This is a genomic window from Nitrospirae bacterium CG2_30_53_67, from assembly GCA_001873285.1.
In the GTDB taxonomy this organism is placed as follows: Bacteria; CG2-30-53-67; CG2-30-53-67; order CG2-30-53-67; family CG2-30-53-67; genus CG2-30-53-67.
Window position 1 is genome coordinate 1 of sequence record MNYV01000177.1, and the last position, 26,742, is coordinate 26,742.

At 47.4% G+C, this 26,742-nt stretch carries 19 protein-coding genes; all 19 read left to right on the forward strand.

Annotation, left to right across the window (positions count from 1 at the left end; translation table 11 throughout):
- The first annotated feature begins 290 nt into the window (after positions 1 to 290).
- Positions 291 to 2,195 (forward strand): molecular chaperone DnaK, encoded by a 1,905-nt coding sequence (locus AUK29_10895; protein OIP60777.1) that lies wholly within the window; start codon positions 291 to 293, stop codon positions 2,193 to 2,195.
- Between the two features lie 20 nt (positions 2,196 to 2,215).
- Entirely contained in the window at positions 2,216 to 2,665 is a 450-nt protein-coding gene (locus tag AUK29_10900) for a hypothetical protein (protein ID OIP60778.1), read from the forward strand.
- Positions 2,666 to 2,756: 91 nt separating this feature from the next.
- A complete protein-coding gene (locus AUK29_10905) occupies positions 2,757 to 3,665 on the forward strand; it encodes a hypothetical protein (GenBank protein OIP60779.1) in 909 nt (302 codons plus the stop codon).
- 56 nt (positions 3,666 to 3,721) lie between these two features.
- Positions 3,722 to 6,376 carry an ATP-dependent chaperone ClpB gene (locus AUK29_10910; protein OIP60780.1) on the forward strand — a complete coding sequence of 885 codons (2,655 nt, stop codon included), beginning with the start codon at positions 3,722 to 3,724 and terminating at the stop codon, positions 6,374 to 6,376.
- Between the two features lie 31 nt (positions 6,377 to 6,407).
- Positions 6,408 to 6,647: a hypothetical protein gene (locus AUK29_10915; protein ID OIP60781.1), complete on the forward strand. Its 240-nt coding sequence runs from the start codon at positions 6,408 to 6,410 to the stop codon at positions 6,645 to 6,647.
- Between the two features lie 1,716 nt (positions 6,648 to 8,363).
- On the forward strand, positions 8,364 to 8,999 hold the full coding sequence (locus tag AUK29_10920; protein ID OIP60806.1) for a multidrug MFS transporter: 636 nt from the start codon (positions 8,364 to 8,366) through the stop codon (positions 8,997 to 8,999).
- Complete coding sequence (locus tag AUK29_10925) at positions 9,000 to 9,776, forward strand: hypothetical protein (GenBank protein OIP60782.1); 777 nt, start codon at positions 9,000 to 9,002, stop codon at positions 9,774 to 9,776. It abuts the gene before it with no gap.
- A 102-nt stretch (positions 9,777 to 9,878) separates the two neighbouring features.
- Entirely contained in the window at positions 9,879 to 11,963 is a 2,085-nt protein-coding gene (locus AUK29_10930) for a hypothetical protein (protein OIP60783.1), read from the forward strand.
- Positions 11,964 to 12,047: 84 nt separating this feature from the next.
- Entirely contained in the window at positions 12,048 to 12,932 is an 885-nt protein-coding gene (locus AUK29_10935; protein ID OIP60784.1) for a hypothetical protein, read from the forward strand.
- Positions 12,929 to 14,377, forward strand: a complete 1,449-nt coding sequence (locus AUK29_10940; GenBank protein OIP60785.1) for a hypothetical protein — start codon at positions 12,929 to 12,931, stop codon at positions 14,375 to 14,377. Before AUK29_10935 ends, AUK29_10940 begins: the two co-directional genes overlap by 4 nt.
- Positions 14,378 to 14,424: 47 nt before the next feature.
- The gene (locus tag AUK29_10945; GenBank protein ID OIP60786.1) at positions 14,425 to 15,762 is read left to right on the forward strand and encodes a hypothetical protein; all 1,338 of its coding nucleotides are present in this window, start codon (positions 14,425 to 14,427) and stop codon (positions 15,760 to 15,762) included.
- A gap of 53 nt (positions 15,763 to 15,815) precedes the next feature.
- Positions 15,816 to 17,558 carry a hypothetical protein gene (locus tag AUK29_10950; protein OIP60787.1) on the forward strand — a complete coding sequence of 581 codons (1,743 nt, stop codon included), beginning with the start codon at positions 15,816 to 15,818 and terminating at the stop codon, positions 17,556 to 17,558.
- Between the two features lie 18 nt (positions 17,559 to 17,576).
- Positions 17,577 to 19,085 (forward strand): hypothetical protein, encoded by a 1,509-nt coding sequence (locus tag AUK29_10955; GenBank protein ID OIP60788.1) that lies wholly within the window; start codon positions 17,577 to 17,579, stop codon positions 19,083 to 19,085.
- A complete protein-coding gene (locus AUK29_10960) occupies positions 19,072 to 20,748 on the forward strand; it encodes a hypothetical protein (protein OIP60789.1) in 1,677 nt (558 codons plus the stop codon). The genes AUK29_10955 and AUK29_10960 overlap by 14 nt, the downstream gene beginning before the upstream one ends.
- Positions 20,749 to 20,947: 199 nt before the next feature.
- A complete protein-coding gene (locus tag AUK29_10965) occupies positions 20,948 to 21,718 on the forward strand; it encodes a hypothetical protein (GenBank protein OIP60790.1) in 771 nt (256 codons plus the stop codon).
- A 1-nt stretch (position 21,719) separates the two neighbouring features.
- Entirely contained in the window at positions 21,720 to 22,865 is a 1,146-nt protein-coding gene (locus tag AUK29_10970; GenBank protein ID OIP60791.1) for a hypothetical protein, read from the forward strand.
- A complete protein-coding gene (locus AUK29_10975; protein ID OIP60792.1) occupies positions 22,865 to 24,136 on the forward strand; it encodes a [Fe-S]-binding protein in 1,272 nt (423 codons plus the stop codon). Before AUK29_10970 ends, AUK29_10975 begins: the two co-directional genes overlap by 1 nt.
- Positions 24,137 to 24,172: 36 nt before the next feature.
- Positions 24,173 to 25,624, forward strand: coding sequence for a B12-binding domain-containing radical SAM protein (locus tag AUK29_10980; protein ID OIP60793.1), 1,452 nt, complete (start codon positions 24,173 to 24,175; stop codon positions 25,622 to 25,624).
- Between the two features lie 18 nt (positions 25,625 to 25,642).
- Complete coding sequence (locus AUK29_10985; GenBank protein ID OIP60794.1) at positions 25,643 to 26,620, forward strand: hypothetical protein; 978 nt, start codon at positions 25,643 to 25,645, stop codon at positions 26,618 to 26,620.
- Positions 26,621 to 26,742 lie beyond the last annotated feature (122 nt).

The following is a 26,742-nucleotide window of genomic DNA, read 5'->3' on the forward strand; positions in this document are numbered from 1 at the left end:
ATACTGATACCGGTAAACCGAGTACAAGAACGCAAGCAAAATTTCCAGAGAAAAACACTGGAACCCTTGAACCCTATGACCCTCGGCCCCTTATGTTTTCAGCATTTCACTTGATCCCTGGAATCCTTGACCCCTTGACCCCTGATGTTTTCACCCACTCTTTTGGAGATGAACCCCATTTTTTTAATTGTCTGCACATTGACAATGGGAGATCCGATCATTATATTTTAAAAGAATTCAAGTTTTGCAGGGAAACGCTTGCGGCGTATTTTACAAATAAGGAGAAACCTATGGGTAAGATTATCGGAATTGATCTCGGAACAACCAATTCGGTGGTTGCCATTATGCAGGGTGGAGAACCGGAGATCATCACCAACGAGGAAGGCGGGCGGACCACGCCATCCGTGGTGGCCTTCGGCAAGGATGGGAGCATCATGGTCGGGCAGGTGGCCAAGAGACAGTCTGTGACCAATCCGGGAAATACCGTCTATTCCATCAAACGCTTTATGGGTCGAAAGTATCATGAAGTGAACGAAGAGATGAAAATCGTTCCTTACAAGGTGGCCAAGACACCGAATGGGGATGTGGTGGTGGAAGTGAAAGGGAAGGAGTTTGCGCCGCCGGAGATCTCCGCCAAGATCCTGCAAAAACTGAAAAAGGCAGCGGAGGAGTTTCTGGGAGAGACCGTGAAGGATGCCGTGATCACCGTTCCGGCCTATTTTAATGACAGCCAGAGACAGGCCACCAAGGATGCCGGCACGATTGCCGGTCTGAATGTGAAGAGGATCATCAATGAACCCACGGCAGCGGCCATGGCTTACGGCCTTGATAAGAAGAAAGATGAGACCATTGCTGTCTATGATTTCGGCGGCGGTACCTTTGATATTTCCATCCTCGAAGTGGGGGATAACATCATAGAGGTCAAATCAACCAACGGGGATACCCACCTGGGAGGGGATAACCTGGACCAGAGGATCATTGACTGGCTGATTGCAGAATTCAAGAAAGACCAGGGGATCGACCTGAGCAGGGACCAGATGGCCATGCAGAGGCTCAAGGAGGCGGCCGAGAAGGCCAAGATTGAGCTCTCCACGGTTCAGGAAACGGATATCAACCTCCCCTTTATCACGGCGGATGCCTCAGGACCCAAGCATTTGAATTTCAAGCTCAGCCGTTCCAAATTCGAACAACTGGTCGAAGATCTGATCGAAAAGAGCAAGGGGCCCTGTCTCAAGGCCCTTGCCGATGCAAAGATCAGCGCCAAAGACGTGGACGAAGTGGTTCTTGTCGGGGGGATTACAAGGGTACCCAAAGTTCAGCAGCTGGTCCGGGATATTTTTGGGAAGGAGCCCCACAAGGGGGTCAATCCGGATGAGGTGGTGGCCCTGGGCGCGGCCATCCAGGGAGGCGTCCTGGCCGGGGAGGTGAAAGATCTCCTGCTCCTCGACGTGACGCCGCTCTCACTGGGTATCGAGACCCTGGGCGGAGTCATGACCAGGCTGATCGATCGGAATACCACCATTCCGACCAAAAAGAGCGAGAAGTTCTCTACTGCGGAGGACAATCAGACCAGTGTGGAGATCCACGTGCTTCAGGGGGAGAGGGAGATGGCCCTGGACAACCGGACCCTCGGAAAATTTCATCTTGTAGGGCTGCCGCCGGCGCCGAGAGGCATGCCGCAGATCGAGGTGACCTTCGATATCGACGCCAATGGGATCGTCAATGTCTCGGCCAAGGATCTCGGAACAGGAAAGGAGCAGCAGATTACGATAACGTCATCCAGCGGTCTCTCCGAGGAGGATATCAAACGGATGGTCGCTCAAGCCGAAGAACATGCCGCGGAGGATAAAGGGAGGCGTGAGAGTATTGAGATCCGGAATCGTCTGGATTCCCTGATCTACAGCACAGAGAAGACCATCAGCGAGAACAAGGATAAGATTCCATCTGCGGATCTTAAAGAAGTTGAAGAGGCCATTCAGGAAGGGAAGAAGGCCATGGAATCCGCAGATATGGACAAAATGAAACAGGCGACCGACCGGATGACCAAGGCGTCGCATAAGTTTGCAGAAATCATTTATCAACATCATGCCAAGCAGCCGTCGGCCGAGACCGAGTCTCAGCCGTCATCCGGAGGGGACAAGGCCCCGCAGGAGGAGGGTGAGGTGGTTGATGCCGAATTTGAAGACGAGAAATAATCCGACCGGGAGGAAAAGGCATGTATTTAAAAAAATGGGAGCCCTTCAAGGATCTGATGTCTATACAGGAGAGGATGAACCAGCTCTTTGATGATACCCTCTCCAAAAGGAACGAGGGGACTGAGGAGTTCTCCAAGGGGAACTGGTCTCCACCGGTGGATATCTATGAGACCGCAACTCACGTGGTTCTCAAGGCGGAAATCCCCGGCATCTCTCAGGACGATATTGACATCAAGATCGAGGACAATGCACTGGTTTTAAAGGGAGAACGCAAGTTTGAGAAGCCGTCCGACGATGAGACCTATTACCGGATTGAGCGGTCCTATGGAAACTTCATGCGATCCTTTACCCTGCCCAACAGCGTGGACCAGAGCGGGGTTAAGGCCACATACGAAGCCGGGATACTCAAGATCGTCATGCACAAGAAGCAGGAGAAGAAGCCCCATAGCATCAAGGTCGAAGTGAAATAATCTTATGATGTTCAGGGCTCCAGGAAGGATGATGAAGGACCTGGTCAATCTTTTCATGTTCCCGTTGGCATGAGAAAGACAAGATGAGAACATGGCAAAAAAAGATTACTATGAGATCCTTGGTGTTTCGCGAAATGAGTCACCCGATGAGATCAAAAAGGCTTACAGGAAGCTCGCCAGGAAGTATCATCCGGATGTGAATGTGAATTCCAAAACAGCGGAGTCCCGGTTTAAGGAAATTTCCGAGGCCTATGATACCTTAAGCGACCCCGATAAGAAAAAGAAATACGACCTTTTTGGACACCAGGCCGCCCGCTCTGATTTTGATCCCACACGGGCCTATTCCCATGATGGTCCCGGCTTTGAAGGATTTGATAACATTTTCAGAGGAGAGGGCGCCGGGTTCCAGGATATTTTCAGCGATCTCTTCGGCGCCGCACACAGGGGCCGGCCTGCCGGACCGAGAGCAGGTCATGACGTTCAATATTCCATGGAGATCTCCTTTGAGGATGCGGCCAGAGGGATGAAGACCTCGCTCAACCTGAATCATGAAAAAATCTCTGTAAAAATTCCTCCCGGAGTAGACTCAGGTTCTAAAATCCGTCTTCCAGGCAAGGGAGGGCCAGGGATCAGCGGAGGTCCTCGGGGAGATCTTTATATTGTGACCCAGGTCCGGCCCCATCCCTATCTTGAAAGAAAAGGGGACCATATCTACCTTGAAGTCCCTGTTAGTTTTGCTGAAGCCATCCTGGGTGCGAAGATCCGGGTTCCTACGATTGAGGGAATGATCCAATTGACCATCCCGCCGGGGACACAGAGCGGTCAGAAGTTGAGAATTGCCGGAAAGGGGTTTCCGCATCTGCGGGGCGGAGGCAGGGGAGACCAGTTTGTGGTGATCAAGATCACCGTCCCCAAAAAAGTTGATACAAGATCCGAGCAGCTCATCAGGGATTTTGAACGGTTGAATCCGGAGGACCCGAGAAGCAAATTGAAATGGTGATATGCCTAAGGAATGAAGGGTCAACCGTGGGCAGCATGTTGACATCGAGGTGATCTGTGAGGTTTGATCGTTTTACATTGAAGGCGCAGGAGGCCGTTTCCGAGGCCAGATCCATTGCCCAGCGGCACGGACATCAGCAGGTGGATGGTGATCATCTGTTGATGGCCCTGATCCGTCAGGATGGGGGGGTGGCGGCGCCGATACTTCAGCGCCTGGAGATCTCGCCCGAAAAAATAGAGGGTGAGGTCCGGGAGATGATCGAGCGAAAGCCCCAGGTGCACGGCCCGGCCGCCATGGATCAGATCTACGTTACGCCTGAACTCAATCAGGTCTTTGAATCGGCCATGGCTGAAGCCGGAAGATTGCAGGATGAGTTTATCAGCACGGAGCACCTGCTCCTCGGCCTGGCTGAGAAGGGCGGAGAGGCGGGCAGGCTCCTAAAGAAATACCGTGTTACCCGGGACCGGATGCTCACCGTTCTGAAGGATATCCGGGGCTCTCATCGCGTCACGGACCAAAATCCGGAGGAGAAGTATCAGGCATTAAAGCGCTACACCCGTGACCTGACCGAGGAGGCCCGGAAGGGTAAACTGGATCCGATCATCGGCCGGGATGAGGAAATCCGCCGAGTGATTCAGGTTCTCTCCAGAAGGACCAAGAACAACCCGGTTTTGATCGGAGAGCCGGGAGTCGGGAAGACCGCCCTGGCCGAAGGGCTTGCCCAGCGCGTGGTGGCCGGCGACGTCCCGGAGAGCATTAAAGACAAGCGTGTCCTGGCCATGGACCTCGGAGCGCTGATCGCGGGGACCAAATACAGAGGTGAATTTGAGGATCGTCTGAAAGCGGTCTTGAAGGAGATTCACGAGGCAGAGGGGCGGGTGATTCTCTTCATTGATGAGCTGCATACGCTGGTAGGGGCAGGCGCCGCTGAAGGGGCCATGGATGCCTCCAACATGCTCAAACCGGCGCTGGCCCGGGGAGAACTCCGATGCGTGGGCGCGACCACCCTCGATGAGTACCGCAAACATATAGAAAAGGATGCGGCCCTGGAGAGGAGGTTCCAGCCGATCATGGTAGGAGAGCCTACCGTTGAAGATTCCATTTCCATCCTCCGGGGGCTCAAGGAACGCTACGAGGTGCATCACGGGGTCAGGATACAGGATTCTGCGCTGGTGGCCGCAGCCGTACTTTCTCATCGTTACATCACGGACCGTTTCCTGCCGGACAAGGCCATCGACCTGATTGATGAGGCCGCCTCCCGCCTTAAGATGGAAATTGACAGCATGCCTATTGTCCTGGATGAGGTGGAAAGAAAAATCCGTCAACTCGAAATCGAACGCCAGGGATTGATGCGTGAAAAGGATCCCGCCTCCAAAGAGCGAATGGAGAGAATCCAGCAGGAGGTCAAAGGACTGCAAGAGAAGCAGGCAGGCCTCAAGGAACAGTGGACGGCGGAGAAGGGCGCCATCCAGACGATCCGGTCCATCAAAGAAAAGATTGAGCAGGCCAGGATCGAGGAAGAGAAGGCGGAACGGGAAGGTGATCTTTTGAGGACCTCGGAACTCCGTTACGGCGCCTTGGTCGAGTTGCAGAAACAGCTTAATGCTGCAAATGATCATCTCCAGTCCATCCAGAAAGATGGAGGATTGCTCAAAGAGGAGGTCACTGAAGAGGATGTGGCCGGGATCGTGGCCAAGTGGACGGGGATCCCTGTCACAAAGCTTATGGAGGGCGAACGGGAGAAACTGCTTCGGATGGATGAGGTGCTTAGAAAGAGAGTAGTCGGCCAGGATCAGGCAGTCAAGGCCGTATCGGATGCCGTGCGAAGGGCCCGATCCGGACTTTCGGACCCGAAACGCCCCATCGGCTCCTTCATTTTTCTGGGTCCGACCGGCGTGGGCAAAACCGAACTCACCCGGTCTCTGACCGAATTTCTGTTTGATGATGAAGATGCCATGACCCGGATCGACATGTCTGAATATATGGAACGTCATACCGTGGCGCGCCTGATCGGAGCGCCGCCCGGCTATATCGGTTATGAAGAAGGAGGGCAGCTTACCGAAGCGGTCAGAAGGCGGCCCTATTCCGTGATTCTTCTGGACGAAATCGAGAAGGCCCACCCCGATGTCTTTAATCTTCTTCTGCAGGTTCTCGATGACGGGCGGTTGACCGACTCCCATGGCCGTACCGTGGATTTTAAAAACACCGTGATCATCATGACCTCTAATATAGGGAGCCAGCATATCCGGGGCATCACAGAGTCCTTGGGGAAAGAAGCGTATCAAAGGAATTACGAGTCTATGAAGGAACTCGTCCTCAAGGAACTTAAGGGGGCCTTCAAGCCTGAGTTTCTCAACCGGATCGACGAGGTGATCGTATTTCATGCGCTGACCCAAGAGAACATCCTCGAGATTGTGGACCTGCTGATCCAGCGTCTGAACCTCAGACTCAAGGATTCCGGTCTGCAGATTCATGCGACGGATCAACTCAAGGTCAAGATTTCAGAGATGGGGTATGACCCCCTTTATGGGGCCCGGCCGCTGAAACGGACCATTCAACAGGTCATAGAAAATCCCCTTTCCCAGGAAATCCTGACTGGGGGTTTCACCAAAGGAGATACCCTGCTTGCAGACTGGGCTTCCGATCGTATGGTCTTCAAGAAGAAGACGATAGGAGAGCCGGTATCATCGGGGCAATCAATCAAAGAATAACAACAGTCCGGAAGGAGAGGTGAGAAATAAGATGAGATTTTTGTATAGTCTGAATCAAGGCGGGCCAGGAGGGTTTTCTGGTTTCTTTATCCTTCAAGGGAGCCTTCTGATCCTATTGGGGGTTCTGATTCTTCTTTTTCCAGCCTTGCTTCAAGTGATGGTGGCCGCCTTCTTCATCCTCATCGGTATCCTGGTTCTTGGTTTCGGATTGACGATTCGAAAGATTGAGAAAGGACGTCCAGACCGTCATGATTCCTTCTATAATATATAGAATATAAACGGTTACGGCATCTTTTTCCATATCAGCATTCTGATCATTTCAGCGGCAAACCATTTATTCGCGTCACGAGAAAAGTGGAAAACTTTTTCCCTTTTTGTGTAAAAGTTTTCACATAAAAAGTATATTTTCCCCTCCATCAAACCTTATATTTAGCCGGACTTATCATCAGCTATTGAGATAATCTGTTTAATTCATTGATTTTTAAAGTTTTCTACTTTTTTAGTTACTTTATTGATCTTAGGCATAGTTTTTGCTTAATAAAAGGGGAATATCCAAACTGATAAGATATTTATAGTTGACATTTCAGGAGATGAGATGATAAAATTCAAACAATAAGTTTTAACTTATAAAAATATTGGCGGTTTTATGTTTTTTTCTTTCCGACGTTTAAGATAATGAATGCTGCCGAAATTGTTTTTAAAAAACATAAAAGTTTAATTTTTTCATCAAGATAGAGTATGGATCATGTAATTGAGAGGGCGAAGCTGTATCTTAAAGACAGCACACGGAAAAATAAGATCTTGTTAAGTGAACCATTCGCTTTTAAGGCCGGATGGTTCTTTCATATGGAGCGTATGTATGAAGGCCGTAATTTTAGCAGGTAGTCCAGGAACAGCAATCTTCCCCCTTGCAAACTATTATTCCAAACTTTCATTTCCCGTAGCCAATGAGCCGATCATTTACCATCTCCTCTCTTTTTTAGAAGCCAGTCATATTTCAGAGGTCATGGTTGTCTTGTCGGGACATCCAAGCGGGGGAGGTTCCATAGGCCGTCTATTTAATGATGATCGAATAGAGGGCATGAAGGTCTCGGTCTTTGAAGAAAAGCGGCCGAGGGGAACCGCGGGATGCTTAAAAGAGGTTGCCGGATTCATAGGATCTTCGCCTTTTCTGGTGATCAGCCCGAACGTATTTACGGGCCATCTTGATTTGTCAGAGGCGTTTTCAGCTCACCATACCCAGAAGGCTGCGGTTACGGTTGTGGTTGAGAAAAGCAACGGCTTTAAAAAAAGTTTGGAGAATATAGAGGTTGGGAAAGACGGTCGTATAAAAAGATTTCATATCCTGCATCCGTCACGGGATCAACGGCGGATCCTGCTTCCTGCAGGGTTTTACATCTTTAATCCGATCGTGCTGGATCATATTCCCGATAAGGGGTATATGGATATCAAAGAACAACTCATTCCTGAACTGGGCCATAAAGGTTTTCGAATCTACGCGTATGAGCTGTCAAATCCCGTAAAAAAGCTCGACAGTCTCAGCGATTATTTTCAACTGAACAGGGATCTTCTTTCCAATGGGTTTATGGGCGGCAATCATAACGGGAGTTCCAAAAGTGAGATCATGGAAAGGGTCTGGGTTGGTAAGAACGTGAGAATCTCGCCTAAGGCATATTTATTGGGACCTGTGGTCATCGGCAGGAATTGTACCATTGAGGATTATGCACAAATCATCGGTCCTGCAAGCATTGGAGACGGAACTCGCATTGGGAAGGACGTTCTGGTGCGTGAAAGCATTATTTGGGAGAAAGCGGAATTATCGTCTAATTCCCGAATAGAGCATAGTCTTATAGGAGAAGAGGTCGTTATCCGGGAAGATGAACGAGTGAAGAATACGATTGTGATTCAGGACAACAGGTTTCATCAGAACTTCAATATCTCATCATCAGAGCATGGGCTTGATGGTTTGAATCACTGCGGGACCGATTTGTTCAGCGCGTCTTACAAACGCTGGAAATACGGGGCTTATCTGATATTCAAAAGGTTGTTTGATCTTTTTGTGTCTTTTTTATGCCTGTTTACTTTTCTTCCGATCTTCCTTATAATAGCCGTCTTGATTAAGATCGACTCTCCCGGCCCGATGATATTCAGGCAGAAAAGATGCGGGAAAGACGGGAAAGAATTCAAGATGTACAAGTTCAGAACCATGGTCAAGGATGCAGAGAAGTTACACGATGAAGTCTTGGGTAAAAACATTTTGGATGGTCCTATGTTCAAGATGAAAAGAGATCCCAGGATAACGAACGTAGGAAGGTTCTTGAGGAAAACAAGCCTTGATGAGCTTCCCCAGTTGTTCAATGTGCTGAAAGGAGAGATGAGCCTGGTGGGGCCCAGGCCGTTGGCCATGGAGGAAATGAAATTCAGCCCGAGCTGGAGGGATTTGAGGTTGAAAGTGAAACCCGGCATCACGGGGCAATGGCAGGTCAGCGGCCGAAGCGGAACACTTTTCGATGGCTGGATCAGACATGATATAGACTATGTGAAGAATCAGTCCACATGGCTTGACTTGAAGCTCCTGATGAAGACGATTATTATGGTTTTTAAAAGAGAAGGGGCCTTTTGAATGAGAAACATATTAACGGCTCTTACGGTCTTGATCATGTTATTGATGTTTACGGGGTGTGCAAAAAACAAAACAGCCGTTCATCCTGGCGATATTGAAAAAAAACAAGAAACTGTTTCGGACGAGAAGCTTAGAGTATCCGAATTTACCCTCGGCCCGGGCGATCAACTGGAGATAACGGTCTGGGGCGTCGAGGATATGGACAGAAAGATACTGGTCGGCCCGACGGGTTTCATCTCCTATCCGTTTGTTGGGGACATCCAGACGAACGGTATGAGTATATTCCAGTTAAGGGACAGGATTGCCGACGGCCTCGCCGACTACTTTCTCAATCCCAAGGTGAGCGTCAATATTTTATCTTCCAAAAGCAAGAAGATCTATGTATTAGGAGAAGTGGTGAGGCCCGGGATATTCCAGATGACGGGCGCCAACTCATTAATAGAGGCGATCTCCATGGCCGGCGGATTCACCCAGGATGCCAAGGAGCAAAACGTCCTTCTTGTCCGAGGAGGCCTGGTTGCCCCGGTACTCCGCTCTCTTGATCTTAAAGCGGCCTTGCGGGAAGGGGATTGGTCGCAGAATATTCTGCTTAAAGCGGGAGACATCGTCTATATTCCAGCATCGACCTTTGCCGATACGGAACGCTTTTTCAAACGTATTGCGAGTATCATCTCACCTATTGTCAACCTGGAAACAGGCATCGTACTCGAACCCACCGTTGAAAATGTCTTCCATGGAGAGGATGTCGGGAACGCAGTGGTCATTACCCCGAAGTGATGTAATAAAAGTTTGATATATAGATAGGCGTAGTCATATCTTGAAAATGTCATTCAGAGGGTATTTTTTTTTGCATCATCAGGAAAGTGAGACAATAAGCCTATGGAAATGAGAGCATATTGGGAAATCCTTTTGAGAAGGAAGTGGATCATCATCATATCCGTTTTGCTCTTGCCGCTGCTGACCTTCGTGATTCTCATCCTCTTGCCGCCTGTTTATCAAAGTAAGGCTAAACTCCTGATCAATTTAACCAACTTCAAGCAGATGTTCATAAAAAATGTGCCTCCACATCTCGGGCAGATTACGTTTACCGATAAGGATAAGATCATGAATAGTATTGAGGCGGCCATTGAAAGCACGCCGGTGGTCGGGAAAGTGATCGAAAAGTTGAATCTGCAAGACAGCAAAGGGGACCTGTTGAAACTGGATAACTTTATTGACCCTTCGATCACGACCATTCTTTTCAAAAAAAGAGGGGTGGACATTGAAAACATGAGCGCCACGGAGATATTTGAAATCAGGGGTTACTCTGCGACGGGTTCCGAGGCAAAGCTGATCGCCGATGAGGTGATTCATCATTTCTCAACAGAAATGGCCGACCAATATCGGAGGCAGATGGCGGAAATCAGAAAGGTTTTGGAAAAACGGATTATGGAGGTAGAAGTTCAACTGAAAAGGGAGGAAAAAAGCATTGCGGAATTTAAGACCGCTAATCAACTCTATGATGTAACGACTCAGACCAGTATGATGATTTCTGAGATCAAGGATCTTGAAACCGAAAGAGACAAGGCCTCGCGTGCGTTTGAGCAGTCCAAGGCGAGTCTGAAGAATCTGCAGGAGGCCTCATGGCTGAACCAGCAAAATCTTGGAGATATGACTTCTCATCAATCGGACAACACGGTTATCAGTGGTTATAAGGAACAATTGGAGAAGCTTGAAACCAGTCTGGCAAAAATGATAAAGGAAAAAACAGATGAGGATCCGGTAGTCAAAATTACGAAGCATCAGATCGATCTTGTGAAAGAGAATATCAGAAAGGAAATCTCGAAGAATATTGCTTCACAGTTTTCATCCAGGTTGTCTAATTCCTTGGTGACAGGGTCATCATCCTTTTACAACACACTTTCAACAAGGTATGCAGATATTATCATTTCGTTAGTGGAAATCGAGACCGGGAAGAAGATTCTGGATACCCAGATCAATTCGAAACAGGAGTCGCTTAGAAATATTACGGAAAAAACGACAAAGTTGAGTGAGTTACAAAGGCGGGCAGATGACTTGAAAACAGTATATAATTCCATATTTCTCGATCTGGAGACCGTGAGGAACACTTCAGATTTGGACCTGACCAATGCCATGGTTGTTCAGCCGGCAGATCCTGGAAAATATTATTTTCCTCATACGTTTGATGACTATGAAATTTATCTTGGGATCGCCGCTGTTGCCGGCATATTTCTGGGAATATTTTTTGCGTTCCTTTACGATTACCTCGATCGTACCCTTAAAACTCTCGATGAAACCAAGAAGGTCCTCAATCAGGGAATCGTTGTGAAGTTTCCCAAAGTCAAAAGATCGCAATTGAACATTCTTGAAACGACTCAGTCTCCATTTACCGAGCCTATTTATAATTTTTTTACACAAGCGAACGGCTTCAGAAATGCGAAAGGCGGACAAGCCATTGCCGTGGTCAGTACATCAGGCAAGGCCGGAAACTCCACTGTGGCCGTTCACGCCGCGTGCGTCTTGGCTCGTGGGAACAAACGGGTTCTTCTGGTAGACGGTAACCTGCGCGGGCCCGTTCTCCATGAGGCATTCAATATACCCAACGATAAGGGGCTCAGCGACTATCTTTTAAACGGCCTGGCGGCCCAGGATATTGTCAGTAAAACGTTTGAAAACAATCTGGATATGATTACGGCCGGTTCGGTATGGATGGAGAGCCCTCAGATCCATCTGCAATCCAAGAAATTTGAAAAGCTTCTTGAAGAGATGTTGAAGCTCTATGATTTCATATTGTTCGATACCCCGCCTTTTTCATCCGGCGCTGATGGATTGATCATATCCATTTATGCACGAAAGGTCATATTAGTCGTCAGACAAGGTCGAACCCCTCAGAAAGCAGCCAAAGAACTGGTGAATATGCTTGAAAAGGAAAATGCCGCAGTATGGGGCGTTGTGGTCATATAACCAATTATCATGATAATTCGAGAGAATTTTGCAAGGGATGTCCTAAGGCTGATCGTCTGGTATCCCGTAAGATGGATGGTTAGAATGGCTCCCCTGAAATACTCCCTGAATGTCTTAAGAGGGATGGGCGACCTTCATTATTTTTTGTCAAGGGGGAAGAGGGCCGCCCTATTGAATAACCTGAAAATGATTTTCCGAGATCCGGCGAAGACCGGAACAAATTTTTTTCCTCATACAATAAGGGAGTATTTCAGAAACCATTATGTGAACCGGCTGCATATCTTTCTTTTCCCGAGACTCAATAAAAAAAACATTGATCAGGTCCACACCTTCGAGGGGATGGATCACTTGAATAAGGCCCTTGCCTTGGGGAGGGGCTGTATATTGCTTCACCCCCATTTCGGGCCCTTGTTCCTGCCCGTCCATGCCCTGGGACTGGAAGGCTATCCCGTGGCGGCGCTCCTGCTGACGATCAATGAGGGATTAAGTTTCATGGGAAGGCATATTGCCTATAAGTTACGTGTAAAATATGAGAAGAAGATGAAGGCCCATCTGATTTATGCGGATTCGTTTTTAAGGCCTTTATTCCAATGTCTGAAACAAAACATGGTGGTTTTTTCAATCGGAGACGGCTCTGACGGCGGAAGACGCCTGGGCAAATTTGCCGAAAGAGAATTTTTAGGGAAGAAAATGCTGTTTCCACGCGGCCCCGCGCTCCTTTCAAAGAAAACAGGCGCGCCGATCATCCCCATTTTTACGGTTCTTCAGGAGGATGGCCGCTACAAGACGACCATCCATGAGCCGATCAACTTGAATTCCGATGCCAGCGAAGATGAGATCGCTTCCATATTTATAGCAAAGATGGAGTCTTATGTGCAAAGATACCCGCACCTCTGGCATTTCTGGGATGAGTTTGAAGAGAGGATCCGCTGCAATATGAACCATTCAAACGATCAGGCCGTTCAATGAATCAAGTCAGAAAGATAGCAAAAAATTCCTTTTTTGTTCTGACCGCCAGGGTGATGGAAGCCGTTTTCAACCTTCTCATCATGACGCAGATCGCCCGCTACCTTGGAATTGACGGTTTTGGGGTTTATTCCCTTGTGCTTGCCGTTGCCTGGGTCTTATCTCCCATGCTCTTTCTCGGATTAAATCAGATCCTTGCAAGAGACGTTGCTGTAGACAGGGGAAGGACATCGGATCTGCTCGGGAACGCCCTGGTTCTGAACCTGCTGATGGTCATCCCTGTGATGGTTTGCACGATGCCGGTCATTTATATGTTTGGAATGGACAGAGTCTCCATCATCGCTCTCTTGATCTCAATAGGTTATTTCATTATCGATGCTTTTGTTAGAAACTTTTTCGGAGTGATCATTGCTTTTGAGGAGATGAAATACCTGGCATGGATCACACTGATCAATGTCTTGACCGAGCTGGTATTGGTTCTGCTCGTCGTTCATTTTGATCTTGGGTTTCTCAGCATCTTTCTTGCGTCGGGCTCCGCCGGTCTGATCAGCCTCTTTGCCTGTCTGCTGTTGTTCAAGAAGCATTTTCTGCTGCCCAGGATACGAATTCATTTCAAAAAGCTTTATGATCTCTTCGTGACCTGCCTGCCGCTCATGATCTCTCTTTTTCTGATCAACGGCTTTCTTTATGTAGACGTCTTTGTGCTGAAATTTATGGGGAGTAATGCCGATGTCGGACTTTTCCAGGCGCCGCATAAGATATTGATGAGAATGCAGGTGCTGCCGATGGCTTTTTTTGTAGTCCTTCTTCCGGTTTTCTCCCGTCTTGCGCAAACAAACGAGACCCTTAAAAATTTCAGGAAGCTATATGCAAAAACCTTCAAGATGACGTTGATCTTCGCCCTCCCGATTACCGTTGTCGGGGTTGCCTTTTCTGATCAAATCGTCTTCTTTTTATTCGGCCTGGAATTTGCCGGGTCGGGTTTATCCCTATCCATACTTCTGTGCGCATTCCCCTTCCTCTGTCTTACGACCCTCTGCAGGTATTTGTTGATCGCACTAAAAAAGCAGAAGCTGGTCATGTTTTCCGACGGGGTTTGCCTGCTGACCAATTTCGTTTTGGATATTATTTTAGTGCCTCGATTTGGATTCATCGGCGCCAGTTTTGGAACCTTATTCGCACTGGTTATTCAGTCTCTCACAAACTACGTCCTTCTCTCAGAACATTCGCGTGACGTCTCCTGGCTGGAAACCGTTCTTGCACCCGTCGCCGCTGCTGTTATATTTGTCTTGTTCTTATTCGGGACAGGCAGAGAGGATCATATGATCCTGCTCCCGGTGGGCATGGCCCTCTATATCGGAACGTTATTTATTTCCAAGGGATTTTCATCGGAAGATATGAGCTGCATCAAAAAAATATTAAGTTATAAAAAGGGCCTTCAGAAGTGATATGCATAACCTGTGAAAACTTATAGACAGGAGGTTTGAATCCAAGTATGAACATCGTCATCTTATTAATCGATGCACTGAGGGCCGATCACCTGGGATGTTACAGGTATCCCAAGAAGACTTCCCCGCATATGGATCGTATTGCCGAGAAAAGCGCTTTATTCGAAAACGCCATATCCCAGACCAACTGGACGCTCCCTTCTCTATACTCCCTGATGACGGGGAGGTATCCATCGAGCCTGCAGATTTCATGGTGGGATCAGAAAATCAATGAGAAATTTACCGTGCTTCCTCAACTCCTCGCGGAGAATGGATATCATACGGGTTTATATACCCCCTTTAAGGCGCTCCTCAATCCCAAGTCTTTTTGCAGCCACTTCCATGAGACCAGACAAATCAAGACTCAGGATCATATCCCTGCGGTCATGAAGGACTGGGTGAAACGGCATGAGCATTCCTTTTTGCTCTTTCACATCGGGGAGTACGTCCATGAGCCCTTTTTTGCAGACAAGAAATATGTAAGCATGTTTTTGGATGATGATATTGATGCTGAGAAGATATCCGGATCAAACGTCATAGATTCATTAACATCAAGAACCAGCGCATTCAAGAATATACGAAAACTCATCATGAAGATTAATGCCGGAATGATCAGGCTTTCAAAGGCAGAGATCCAATATCTCATGAGCGCGTATGATGCCGGTATTTTCTGCGTTGATGAGATGGTCGGACAAATTTACAATGTGATGAGGGAGCAGAGCAAAGACTATCTTTTTATCATCACGGCGGACCATGGGCAGGCGTTTATGGAGCACAACTTTTTCGGGCATGGGTTGTCGCTCTATGAAGAGCTGATCCATGTACCGCTGATCGCCGATTTCAACGGCAGGCATTCCCTGCGGGTCCCGGATCCGGTTCAGTTAATGGATTTGTGTCCGACGATCCTGGACTTGCTGAAACTCTCTCCTAAAAGCCCGTTGAATGGGGACTCGCTGATGCCGCTTCTGAACCACCACCGCTTCCCCGACAGGGGATGCATCTCCGAAAGTTATCCATACCTGTCCTTGAGAAAAGCCGATTATAAACTGATCACCAAGCACACCAGGCTTGCAAACGCTGATGAGATTTTCAACCCGGTTGAAAAATCCTGGAAGAAGAAATTATTGACAAGATTTCTACATTATCTTCCGGACAAGCTGTTCAATTTAAATGAAGATCCCGGCGAAAGACACAATATCAGGCGAAGGGAGCCTGCGGTCTATGGGACTCTTGTGGCGGAGATCAACGAGATTGCGAAGCGTTTCAACACGGAGGACCTGCGGCCGGAAGAGGTCGGCATAGATGAAGAAATCAAAAAACAGTTGATCGATCTCGGATATTTGTAATAATATATAAATTTTAAGCCGTATTCTTCATTCAGATGCAAGCGGGGGAAGACATGGGAAAACATAAGGTCCGGCGGATATTTCTTTTGTTTCTCTTCGTACTTACTGCTCAGTGCGCGACCCGGAATGCTTCATCACAGGTTATGCGGCAGGATGTCATGGAGAAGGCGCAGAAGGTCAAGGAACTCATCAGAATGAAGCAGGCCCGGGGGGAAGATGTTTCCGCCGCTCTTTTCAAGGCACGGCAGGCGAAAAGATCTTTTAAGAGCGGTGATGTTTCAACAGCCGACCGGTTATTGGATGAAGCGCTTGTTTCTCTTGGAGAGAGCAGCGAGGCGGAGGTTAAAAGACCCATGCCGTCTTTACAGTACTCCCAATCGACTCAGATATACGAACCCGAAGGAATAGAGAAGACAATCAGTCTCAATCTTGGTTTGAAGAAGGCTTACCTGGTCAATCTTGATCCAAGGTTCAAAAGGGGCAAGGATATCTCCGGTTTTGATCGTGCGTTGAAGATGGTTCCAGCGGAGATTAAAGACGGCCTACTCTCTTTGAAGATCGGAGCGGCGCCCATTTTTATTTTAGAGGACAAGCCGGCAATTCCATTTCGAAGAGTTGAGCCCACTTACGACTCTCCTTTTGGTTTTCATCCTGCAAAAGTTGAAGACATGAAAGATCCATACCAATATGCACATGATATCGGGGTGAGCTGGCACAGAATGAAACGGTATTTCATCTGGCCGTTGATTCAGAAGGACTTGACACGGAAGGAATATGACTGGACTTTCTACGATCATGAGATCCAAGAGGCTCAGGGTCTATACCTGCTCTGCAACATTATTGCGGGACCCCCTTTGACTTCGGAAAGTGCTTCAAAAATCAGGAAGCAAGGGGTCAATCTGAATCTATATATGCAAAAGGATTCCTACCTGCCCGTCAACCAGAAGGCATATATGGACTTCGTGACCGCCACTGTTGAACGCTATGACGGCGACGGGATCAACGACATGCCTGGACTGACAAGGCCCGTTAAATACTGGCAGATCGGAAATGAGCCTCATCCCAAAGTCAAGGATTTCGCAGAGTTCGTGAAGATGACGAGTACGGCGATCAAGAAGGCGGACCCTACGGCAAAGGTTGTGATCGGCGGCGCCTTACTGCAGGAAATGCAGAATCCCACGATATTTGATATGCATTTCCTTAAGATACTGGAAGATCTGAAGGGCGGATATATTGATGTCATTGATTTTCACTGGGGTGGTGAGGCTTCCGGTAATTACAGGGGATACAAGGATATCTACGACCATCTCAGACGCAGGCTGAGTGAGATGGGCTTCCCTCCGGATATGCCCGTATGGATCACCGAAATGAGCAGTTACAGCGGTGATCCGGTCAAACTCTCTTTTCAACCCTGGGATCCCAAGCCGCAGACTGAATCGCAGCAGGCATCGGATTTAATCAAGAGATATGTCTTTGGGACTTCGATCGGTATCAAAAAGATTTTCTGGGCCTGGGGCATGGTAGAGGGATTCAAGAATAATGACTCCTATTTCGATCATACGGGACTGATTTATGACGGGAAATTTTCCGATGACGATGGATATGGAGTAAAAAAACTTGCTTACTACAGCTATAAACTCATGACCGGATTGCTCGACGGGAGTGATTGGAACAGCATCGGAATCATCAAAAACGGTGAAGACGATATCTATGCATATAAGTTTATCCGGAAAAGAACGGGGAAACCGGTCTATGTCGTTTGGTGGGACTATTCCCATGAAAAAACAGCAAGATGATGATGGGAATATCCGCCGATGGCCGTGATGACCATTAAGAGATTTCAGGATCATATTCTATCGCCGATCAGAACGGCCGGTTTCCTTCAATTGCTGACCATGGCGCTGCTGCAATTTTTCTTGGCAGCCCTCTTTATTTTCCTGCCGTTGATACAATCCATCATCCTGACGGTTATCTTCTTTTCAGCGGTGATCCTCTTGATGAAGCCCGAATGGGCCGTCTATCTGTTGGTTTTGATGGTACCCCTCATCGCCAATTATATCGGATTCTATTTCGTGCCCACGAGGATCGGAGCGGAAACAACCAAGACGGTCCCTCTTTTTTCCGTGTTTTTGCTTCTCGCTGTCTTGGGATTGATTTTTAAAAAACTTGCACGGCTGCATGAAAGCGTTCCTCTGATCAGCTCCTGGACGGTCCCCATGTTCCTGCTGGTGGTCTATGCCGGCCTTTCATTGCTGTGGTGGGCTCCCTATCATGATTTCGGAGTCGTGACCCTTTACTTTATCATCATTAATTTTATTTTATATTATTATGTGGTCAAGGTGGTCAACATCGAGCGTATCCATAAGCAGTTGATGGTCTGTTGGGTGGTTGCCGGTGTCATCGAGTCTATTCTTGTCATTCTTTCCTATTATGGCATCCCGGAGAAAATGTTTTATACCTACAAGATTTCAGACTGGGTGATCTATGTTTATAATAATTACACCCATGTGCTCTACCGAGGGAATGCCCTGGGGCATCCGAACGTCGCCTCAACCATTTTGAATATGACCATCTGTGTCAATATCGGTCTGCTCCTGACCATGAGAACAAGGTGGAAATCCATCCTTCTATGGGGAGCGCTGATCCTCTCTCTTTTTGGTAATTTTCTTACATTGTCAAAAGCGGGTCTCGGCTCGCTGGTGGCGATGATCTGTTTTTTGCTGGTCGTCATATCAAAACTAAGAAAGAGATGGTTCATCAACACGGCGGCGTGTCTTTCGGGTGTTGCAGTGATTTTCCTGGTCGGATATATTTATTTTACAAATACCGTAAACAGGGACAAGCCCTTCAGGTTGTTTACCTTGTCGACACCCACGAGCAATGAAATAACCTCTTTGAAACACCGGATCATTATGTGGAAGGCAGGATGGGCGGAGATGAAGGTAAGACATCTGACGTTGTTAGGATTGGGACCGGGAGGGTTTGAAATGACCACCCATTATCCCCATTCCCATAATCTCTATTTTTCCTTCTTTTTCGATTTGGGTTTACCTGGAGTCATCTTTGAACTGATTCTCTTTATAACGCTCGCCGGATATATCGGCCGGCACTTTCGCCGGCATTTTATCCGGCAAGAGACCTACCTTGAGATCATGTCTTTTTGTTTTATGGGAGGCCTTCTGGCCTTAGCCGCGCATAGTACCGTGGATCAATATTATTACAAGCCGGTTATATGGCTTTTTTTCGCCTTGGCCGTATCCACCTTCAGCCTGACAAAAATTGAAACCCTTGGAAAAGAGAAGCAGTTAAATGGAGCAGAATAAAAACAAGACAAAAGTCATGGTGATCGGCTTTGACGGGGCATCACTCAATGTCCTGCTGCCGATGATTCAAAAAGGTAAACTACCCCATTTTGCATCAATCATGGCATCCGGAGTCTCCGGAAAGCTGAGGAGCATCATCCCCCCCATATCCGGTCCCGCATGGACGACCTTTGCAACCGGTGTTTATCCCGGCATGCACGGTATTTATGATTTTTTCCGGAATCTCCAAGAGAACTATGCATGCACACCAATAAACAGTTCTTTCATCCCGCTGAAGACCCTATGGGAAATCCTCTCGGACCAGGGGAAAAAAGTAGGCGTCATGAACATGCTCTTTTCCTACCCTCCCCAGAGAGTCAACGGATTTGTGGTTTCCGGGAGGGGGACGCCGAATGAGAATGTGAAATATGCATATCCTGAACGGATCAAAGATGAAATCCTGGATTTTGAACCCCATTACCGAATAGAGGCTTACAGACAGATCTCCATGACCGGACACTTTCTGAAGCTCCTTGTGGATCAGTTGAAATGTCAGGAGCGGGTGAACCAATATTTATTCCGGAAATATTCTTGTGATTTTACCATGTCTTATTTTGCGGTACCGGACCTTATCCAGCATATATTCTGGAAATATATGGATCCAACTCATCCGAATCACGATCATCAGGATGCGAAACGGCTGCTCCCTTTGATCGAAGGCTGCTATCAAGTGCTGGATGATATCCTTTCCGAGAGATTGAAGATGATGGATGAAGATACGATCTTGATCGTCGTATCCGACCATGGGGCCGGTCCTCTGCACAAAATGGTTCAGATCAACAAATGGCTTCAGGACGCGAAGCTCCTCTTCCTCAAAGAGGAATACAATAAAAAGGGTACCTTGAGATCCTTGCTCATGCTGAACAAGCTTCTTAAGGGGCTGATCAGCATCACCTCAAAGGTGGACATCTTAGGCCTGAGAAGGCTGATCGGCTTCAAGACAAGAGAGAAAAGAATGTTATACAGCAAGCATAAATTCATAGATTGGTCCAGGACCAAGGCCTATGCCGGAAGGCTTGCGGAGTGCGGGATCCATGTCAATCTCAAAGGCCGGGAAGGCGGGGGGATCGTTGAGAGCGGCGATGAATATGAAAAGATCCGGGAATTCATCATCTCCAATCTTTCAGAACTGAAAGATCCCCAGACCGGGGAGAAGGTTTTCGAAAAAATATGGAAAAGGGAGGATCTTTATCGAGGTCCCTATGTTTCCCATGCGCCCGACCTTATCCTTGATTGCGGAGACCGTCCTTATGCGGCGAATGACAGCTTGTGGTCAAACGAATTGCTGGAGAAGGTTCCCAAGAGCGGCGTCACAGGGATGCACAGAAATGACGGTATCATCATGGCCTTGGGCAAAGGGATCAAGAAGGGAGCGAAGATACAAGGCGCGGGCCTTTCTGATCTGGCGCCGACCATCTTGTCTCTGATCGGAGCGGAGATCCCGGCTTATATGGAGGGAAAGGTTCTTACCGATCTGATGGTTTCCCCCTCTCAGGCGGCAAGAAAGCCGTCGGGTAAGGGTTGGGATCGTCCGCAGGCGCCGGAGGAAAAAGAAAAAGTCATCTATTCCGAAGAAGAATCCGAAGACATCAGCAAACGCTTGAAAGACCTTGGATACCTTTAGAGGTCCAATTTTAGATGGATTGAAATCATCATCAATGAAAAAAATTATTGATCTCATCATATGGTTCGTATGGTTCCCGTTAAGGGATTTCCTGCTTTTAACACCACATCGCGTAAAACATTTCATTCTTGGCTTTTGTGCGGCCTTATTCTATCTGGCAGATTCCAGAAGAAGAAATGGTGTTAAAGAGGAAGTTCAATTGCTGTATGGGTCCCGTTTTAACAAAAAAGAGATTAACAGAATCGCCAGATCAAGTTTTGATCATTTTTTCAACAGGCTGTTCGAAAATCTTTATTACGGCCGGATTGATGCGGAATATTTCAACAGGATTGCTTCCATAGAGGGTCTCGATCACCTGAAAACCGCGTTACAAAAGAATAAAGGGGCGCTTCTGATACAATTCCATTTCGGATCCTTTCTGCTGATCCTCCTTGCTCTTGCTTTTCAAGGGATCAGGGTGAACGCCTTTGCAGGGGCTCCTCTGAAAGGAGAAGGGTATATAAAAAAGAAACTGGTTGAATTAAGGAATCATGAAAGGGAGACCTATCCTTTCGGCGTCCTGACCATCCGGTCTTCGCTTCTTCCGGTCGTAAAGGCATTGAAGAAGAACGAAGTGATAGGAGTGACGATTGACGGGAGGCAGGGAACAAATTTTATTCCGATCAGATTATTCGAGCGGACTGCTCTCTTTTCAACGGGCCTGATAGATTTGAGCATCAGAACAGGCGCTCCGATTCTGCCCCTTGCCGTTGTGAGGGGCAAAGATAAAAAACAGAGGGTCATCATTGAACCCGAGATGGAACTTATAAAAAGTGATGACAGGGAGGAGATGCTGCGGTTGAATCTTGAAAAGTATATCAGAAACTATGAGAAATATTTACTGAACCATCCTGATCATATGGCGATGACTTTATATAGTATGAGGGAAGAAGTAAGGAAGGGAATCAATTCACCCCTTTTTATAGATTGAAATGTATAAGATTATAAACAAGAAAAAGCTTGCGGCTACCATTGCAGCGGATGCCATTGGAAAAATTATCTTTCTGCCAAAGCTGCTGTCCAGAAAAAGCAGGAAAATCATGGATAACGGGATCAGGGATATCCTGGTCATCCGGACTGCCTATATTGGTGATGTTGTGATGACAATGCCCATTCTGAAACCATTGAAGGAAAAATTTCCAGGATCAAGGATCTCTTTTCTCACATCAACTCCAGCAGGAGAAGTTCTGAAAAACAACCCTTATCTGGACGATGTGATCACATACGATCCCTTCTGGTTTTACCCTACTCAGAAAAAAAAGTATCTTGAATTTATTAAAGCGCTGAAAAAAAGATCATTTGACCTGGTGATTGAGTCCCGGGGCGATATCAGGGAATTGCTGTTTCTGGTCTGGCCATTGAAGGCAAAGTTCAAGCTGAGTTACGATTTCGGCGGCGGGGGTTATCTTTTAACGGATATTGTTCCTTATAACGGGTTGAAACACAAGGTTGAATATCATTTTGATATGATCAGATACCTTGGCTGTGATATCGGAGATCTCGACTGGGGAGTCTATCTTACAGAAGGGGAAAAAAATAAGGTCAGAGAGATTCTTGAGAAGAATTCAATCAGAAAACCTTTTATTTCCGTGCACCCCGGGGCAAGAATCCCTCTGAAGAGATGGATGACTGATCGGTACGCTAAATTATGTGACCGGCTTATTGAGGATTATGGTTTACCGCTCATTGTGCTTGGGGCTAAAGGAGAAAGAGACATCGTTGATGAAATACTGAGGGAAATGAGACACAGACCGACAGATCTTGTTGGGGCACTGACTCTCAGAGAGCTTTCAGGAATCTTGTCGGAGTCGGCTCTTTTCATCTGCAATGACAGCTCGCCGATGCATATCGCTGCATCAATGAAAACCCCAACCGTTGCAATTTTCGGGCCGTCGAAAAGCGTCGAAACGGCCCCATACGGGAACGTGAACAGGATTGTTGAAAAAGATTACCCATGCAGATGCCATTGTGATGAAAGCTCTTGCCATAATAAACGATTTCATGGCTGCATGAGAGACATTGAAGTGGAGGATGTCCTTTCAGCAGTTGGAGAAATTACAAAGGAATTGAGATTGTAATGTTCAGATTCGATGCACTAAATGTATATAACACCAAAGATTTAAAACCTGGGATTAAAAAATTGCTCCTGGGCAAGTATGGCGATCTCCTGCCGTCGGACAGAAATGCAAAGATCCTAATCAAACCCAATTTGAACAGCAATATGAACGCGCTGACCGGCAACACCACGGATCTCAGGCTCTTGTCGGCAGTCATTGAGCTTTTGAAAGAGAATGGTTATCAGGACATCACCATTGGAGAAGGAACAAACAGCGGGTTTTATAGGAATAACATCAGCGTGATCAGTCGATTGAAGGTTGATGCTCTGGCTGACTACTATGATGTCTCAGTGAAGGATTTAAACTATTCCAAGACCGTGGAGGTCGAATTTGAGAAAGGTGTCAAGGCGGGTGTTGCAAAAGAATGCATGGAAGCCGATCTCTTCATCAATATGCCGAAACTCAAGACCCATTTTGAGAACGGCATGAGTGTATGCCTGAAGAACCTTATGGGGTGCCTGGTAGGCCAGGAAAACAAGAAGAAGACCCATCAATCCCTTGAAGCGAACATTCTCAATATCAATAAATTTCTAAAGCCCCATCTTCATATCGTGGACGCGATCTTCTCCATGGAAGGCCTCGGCCCCACCCGCGGAACGCCCGTCAAGACCGGAATGGTTCTCATCGGGACAGACCCCTATTTAATAGATCTGATGTGTGCCAAGTTCGCTTCTTTTAATCATAAAAAAGTCAGAACCCTCGTGGAGTCGGAGAAAAGAGGGATTGTGAATTCGCAGTACCACAAATTTGTGAATGAATTTCAGTTTGAAAAACTTTTCAAATTCGCACCGCCTAAAGCCGGACCCATAGCGACTTTCATCCACAGCCCCAAAAGGCAGAGATACTTTCTTGCCGTGAGGAACACACCGGTTTTCAACTTCTTATGCTCGACCGAACTGGGCGGGAAATTGTTATACCGTACAGGGTTGAGGCAGGATGTCTTTATCAAGGACGAGATGGAATGCACAGGCCTCTCGGTCGACATGAAGCGGTGCACGCAATGCGGGAAATGTTCTGATTATTGTCCTTCGGGTTTAACCCTGCCGGACGTCCTTGCAGAGGAAGGAGAATTAAATCCAAAGGGAAATCGGGGTAAGAAATGTTTATTCTGTTTATACTGTTTCTGCGTCTGCCCTGAGAATGCAATTTTGTTTCACGGCAAACTCGGTTTCATGGAAGAGCAGATGAAACAGTACGGAGAGATCATCAAGAAGATCGTCAGAGAGGAATAACGGTTCCTAAAATAATATGAGAGGGGAATAATCGCCATGAAGATACTTTTATTGAATCCGCCTTTTTTAGAACATTTCTCCCGTCCGCAGCGAAGTCCTGCCGTGACCAAGAGCGGGACGCTCTATTTCCCCATGTGGCTGGCCTATGCGGCAGGGGCGCTCATCGAGAACGGCTTTGAAGTCGATCTGGTTGACGCCCCGGCGGACGGTTACAGCATAGATGATATCGTTGATCGGGTGAAGAAATTTCAGCCGCATCTGATGGTCTTGGAAACCAGCACGCCGAGCATTTATAATGACGTCGCTGTCGCCGGCAGATTGAAAGACTTATTGCCCTCTTCGTTCATCATCTTGGTGGGCACCCATGTGTCAGCCCTTCCTGGGGAGAGTCTGAAAATCGATTCGAGAGTGGATGCTGTGACAAGATATGAATATGATTATACCCTTCTGGACCTCGCGAAAAAATTGGAGAGAAAGGGAGATTTAAAAGAGGTTTCAGGCATCAGTTTCAGGGCCGACGGGAAAATCATTCATAATCCTCTCAGGCCGCACATAGAAAACCTCGATGAATTACCGTTCGTGAGCCGCGTGTACAAGAAGTTTCTCAACATAGAAAACTATTTCAATCCCAATGCCCTCTATCCCATGGTCACCATCACAACAAGCAGAGGCTGTCCTTTTCCCTGTGTATTCTGTGTTTATCCCCAGACCATGATGGGGAAGAAGTTCCGGTTAAGAAGCATTGAGAATGTGGTGGCTGAAATGAAATATATTGTTGATGAATTCCCCCAGGCCAAGGCCATTTTTTTTGAGGATGACACCATCACGGCCAATAAGAAGCGCTGCAAGGAATTCGCCGAACTGATTTTGAAGGAAGGCGTCAAGATATCCTGGACGGCCAATGCGAGGGTGGGGCTGGATTATGAGACCATGCTCCTGATGAAGAAAGCAGGCTGCCGGTCTTTATGCGTGGGATTTGAAAGCGGGAGCCAAAGGATCTTGGATAATATGAAGAAAAAGATCAAACTGGAAGAGATGGAGCAGTTCATGCAGGATGCAAAAAAGTCCGGCATCCTGATTCACGGCTGCTTTATGGCTGGGCTTCCCGGAGAAGACCGGGAGACCATGAACGAGACGCTCGAACTGGCAAAAAGGCTGAATCCCGATACGGTACAGTTCTACCCGGTCATGGTCTATCCGGGAACCGAGGCCTATGATTGGTACAAGACGAGAGGCTTGATCGCCACGGATGATTTTTCCAAATGGATCACGCCTGAGGGGCTGCATAACACGGTGATCAGGACCGAGGATGTCCCCTCCAGGGAACTTGTAAAATTCTGTGATGATGCGAGACGATCTTTTTACCTCAGGCCGAGTTATATGATTTACAAGCTTGGACAGATGATGGCTCATCCCAGAGAGATCAAGAGAACCGTAAAATCCGCCAGGACATTTTTTAAATATCTTCTAAAAGGTTCCGACATATAAGCGTGATCCGGATTTGTCATGATCGAATATTCAGTCATTGTTCCGGCATATAATGCCGTCTCCACCCTGGATGGTTGTCTCAACGCCTTGCTCAACCAGTCCATCAGCAAGGAGCGCTACGAAGTCATCGTGATTGACGACGGATCCACGGACAGGACGGCGGATCAGGTGAAAAACTATCCGGTAAGATACCTATATCAGAAAAACCATGGGCCTGCAACGGCCCGGAATACGGGCGTGAAAGAGGCCATAGGTCACATCGTTCTTTTTACGGATTCGGACTGTGTACCGGATGTCCACTGGATCAGAGAGATGGTCCGTCCATTCGATGACAAAGAGGTTGCGGCTGTGAAAGGGGCTTACCGGACCCGGCAAAAAAGTCTCACGGCCAGATTTTCTCAGATGGAGTTTGAGGAAAGATTTGCGATGCTTAAAAAGGCCGGAACCATTGATATGGTGGACACGTATTCAGCGGGATTTCGCAAAGAGATATTCTTGAAAATGGGCGGTTTCGATATCAGCTTTCCCGCAGCCAACAATGAAGACACGGAGTTTTCCTACAGGATGTCTAAGCTGGGTTATCGGATGGTTTTTAATCCTGACGCCATTGTCTATCATTTGAATCATCCTGATACGATTCGTAGATATGCGAGACTCAAATTTTGGAGAGGTTATTGGCGCATGGTGGTCTATAAAAGATTTCCGGATAAGATGCTCAAAGACACATATACGCCGCAGACTTTGAAACTGCAGATCCTGTTTCTCTTCCTTGTTTTTGCATGTTTGCCGTTTACAGTTTTATTCCGTCCGCTGGGTTTATATGCTTTGTTTTTTTCGGCAATCCTTCTAAGTGTGTTTCTTCTTCCCTTTACCCTGTTCGCCTTTAAGAAGGATCCGTTCATCGGCGCCGCGGCCCCGTTCTTTCTGTTGGTCAGGGCGGCCTCGCTGGGGTTGGGGATGTTGAGGGGCATGGGCGGGGGCACGCGGAAGATTTGAGCGTCATTTTGCTGCATGGCCTGCTCAGTGTCCCAACGGGAAAAGTAAGATGGGGTATGTTGTTTTTTCCAGATTCAGCCGGTTTCTTTACAAATTCAGTTCAAGCTGGTATGCTTCAATCT

Coding starts and splice junctions, on each gene's coding strand:
- AUK29_10975 (OIP60792.1), top strand. CDS start 22,865: ATGTTCAGATTCGATGCACTAAATGTATATAACACCAAAGATTTAAAA.
- AUK29_10915 (OIP60781.1), top strand. CDS start 6,408: ATGAGATTTTTGTATAGTCTGAATCAAGGCGGGCCAGGAGGGTTTTCT.
- AUK29_10935 (OIP60784.1), top strand. CDS start 12,048: ATGGCTCCCCTGAAATACTCCCTGAATGTCTTAAGAGGGATGGGCGAC.
- AUK29_10950 (OIP60787.1), top strand. CDS start 15,816: ATGGGAAAACATAAGGTCCGGCGGATATTTCTTTTGTTTCTCTTCGTA.
- AUK29_10960 (OIP60789.1), top strand. CDS start 19,072: ATGGAGCAGAATAAAAACAAGACAAAAGTCATGGTGATCGGCTTTGAC.
- AUK29_10930 (OIP60783.1), top strand. CDS start 9,879: ATGGAAATGAGAGCATATTGGGAAATCCTTTTGAGAAGGAAGTGGATC.
- AUK29_10900 (OIP60778.1), top strand. CDS start 2,216: ATGTATTTAAAAAAATGGGAGCCCTTCAAGGATCTGATGTCTATACAG.
- AUK29_10955 (OIP60788.1), top strand. CDS start 17,577: ATGGCCGTGATGACCATTAAGAGATTTCAGGATCATATTCTATCGCCG.
- AUK29_10940 (OIP60785.1), top strand. CDS start 12,929: ATGAATCAAGTCAGAAAGATAGCAAAAAATTCCTTTTTTGTTCTGACC.
- AUK29_10980 (OIP60793.1), top strand. CDS start 24,173: ATGAAGATACTTTTATTGAATCCGCCTTTTTTAGAACATTTCTCCCGT.
- AUK29_10985 (OIP60794.1), top strand. CDS start 25,643: ATGATCGAATATTCAGTCATTGTTCCGGCATATAATGCCGTCTCCACC.
- AUK29_10945 (OIP60786.1), top strand. CDS start 14,425: ATGAACATCGTCATCTTATTAATCGATGCACTGAGGGCCGATCACCTG.
- AUK29_10970 (OIP60791.1), top strand. CDS start 21,720: ATGTATAAGATTATAAACAAGAAAAAGCTTGCGGCTACCATTGCAGCG.
- AUK29_10895 (OIP60777.1), top strand. CDS start 291: ATGGGTAAGATTATCGGAATTGATCTCGGAACAACCAATTCGGTGGTT.
- AUK29_10925 (OIP60782.1), top strand. CDS start 9,000: ATGAGAAACATATTAACGGCTCTTACGGTCTTGATCATGTTATTGATG.
- AUK29_10905 (OIP60779.1), top strand. CDS start 2,757: ATGGCAAAAAAAGATTACTATGAGATCCTTGGTGTTTCGCGAAATGAG.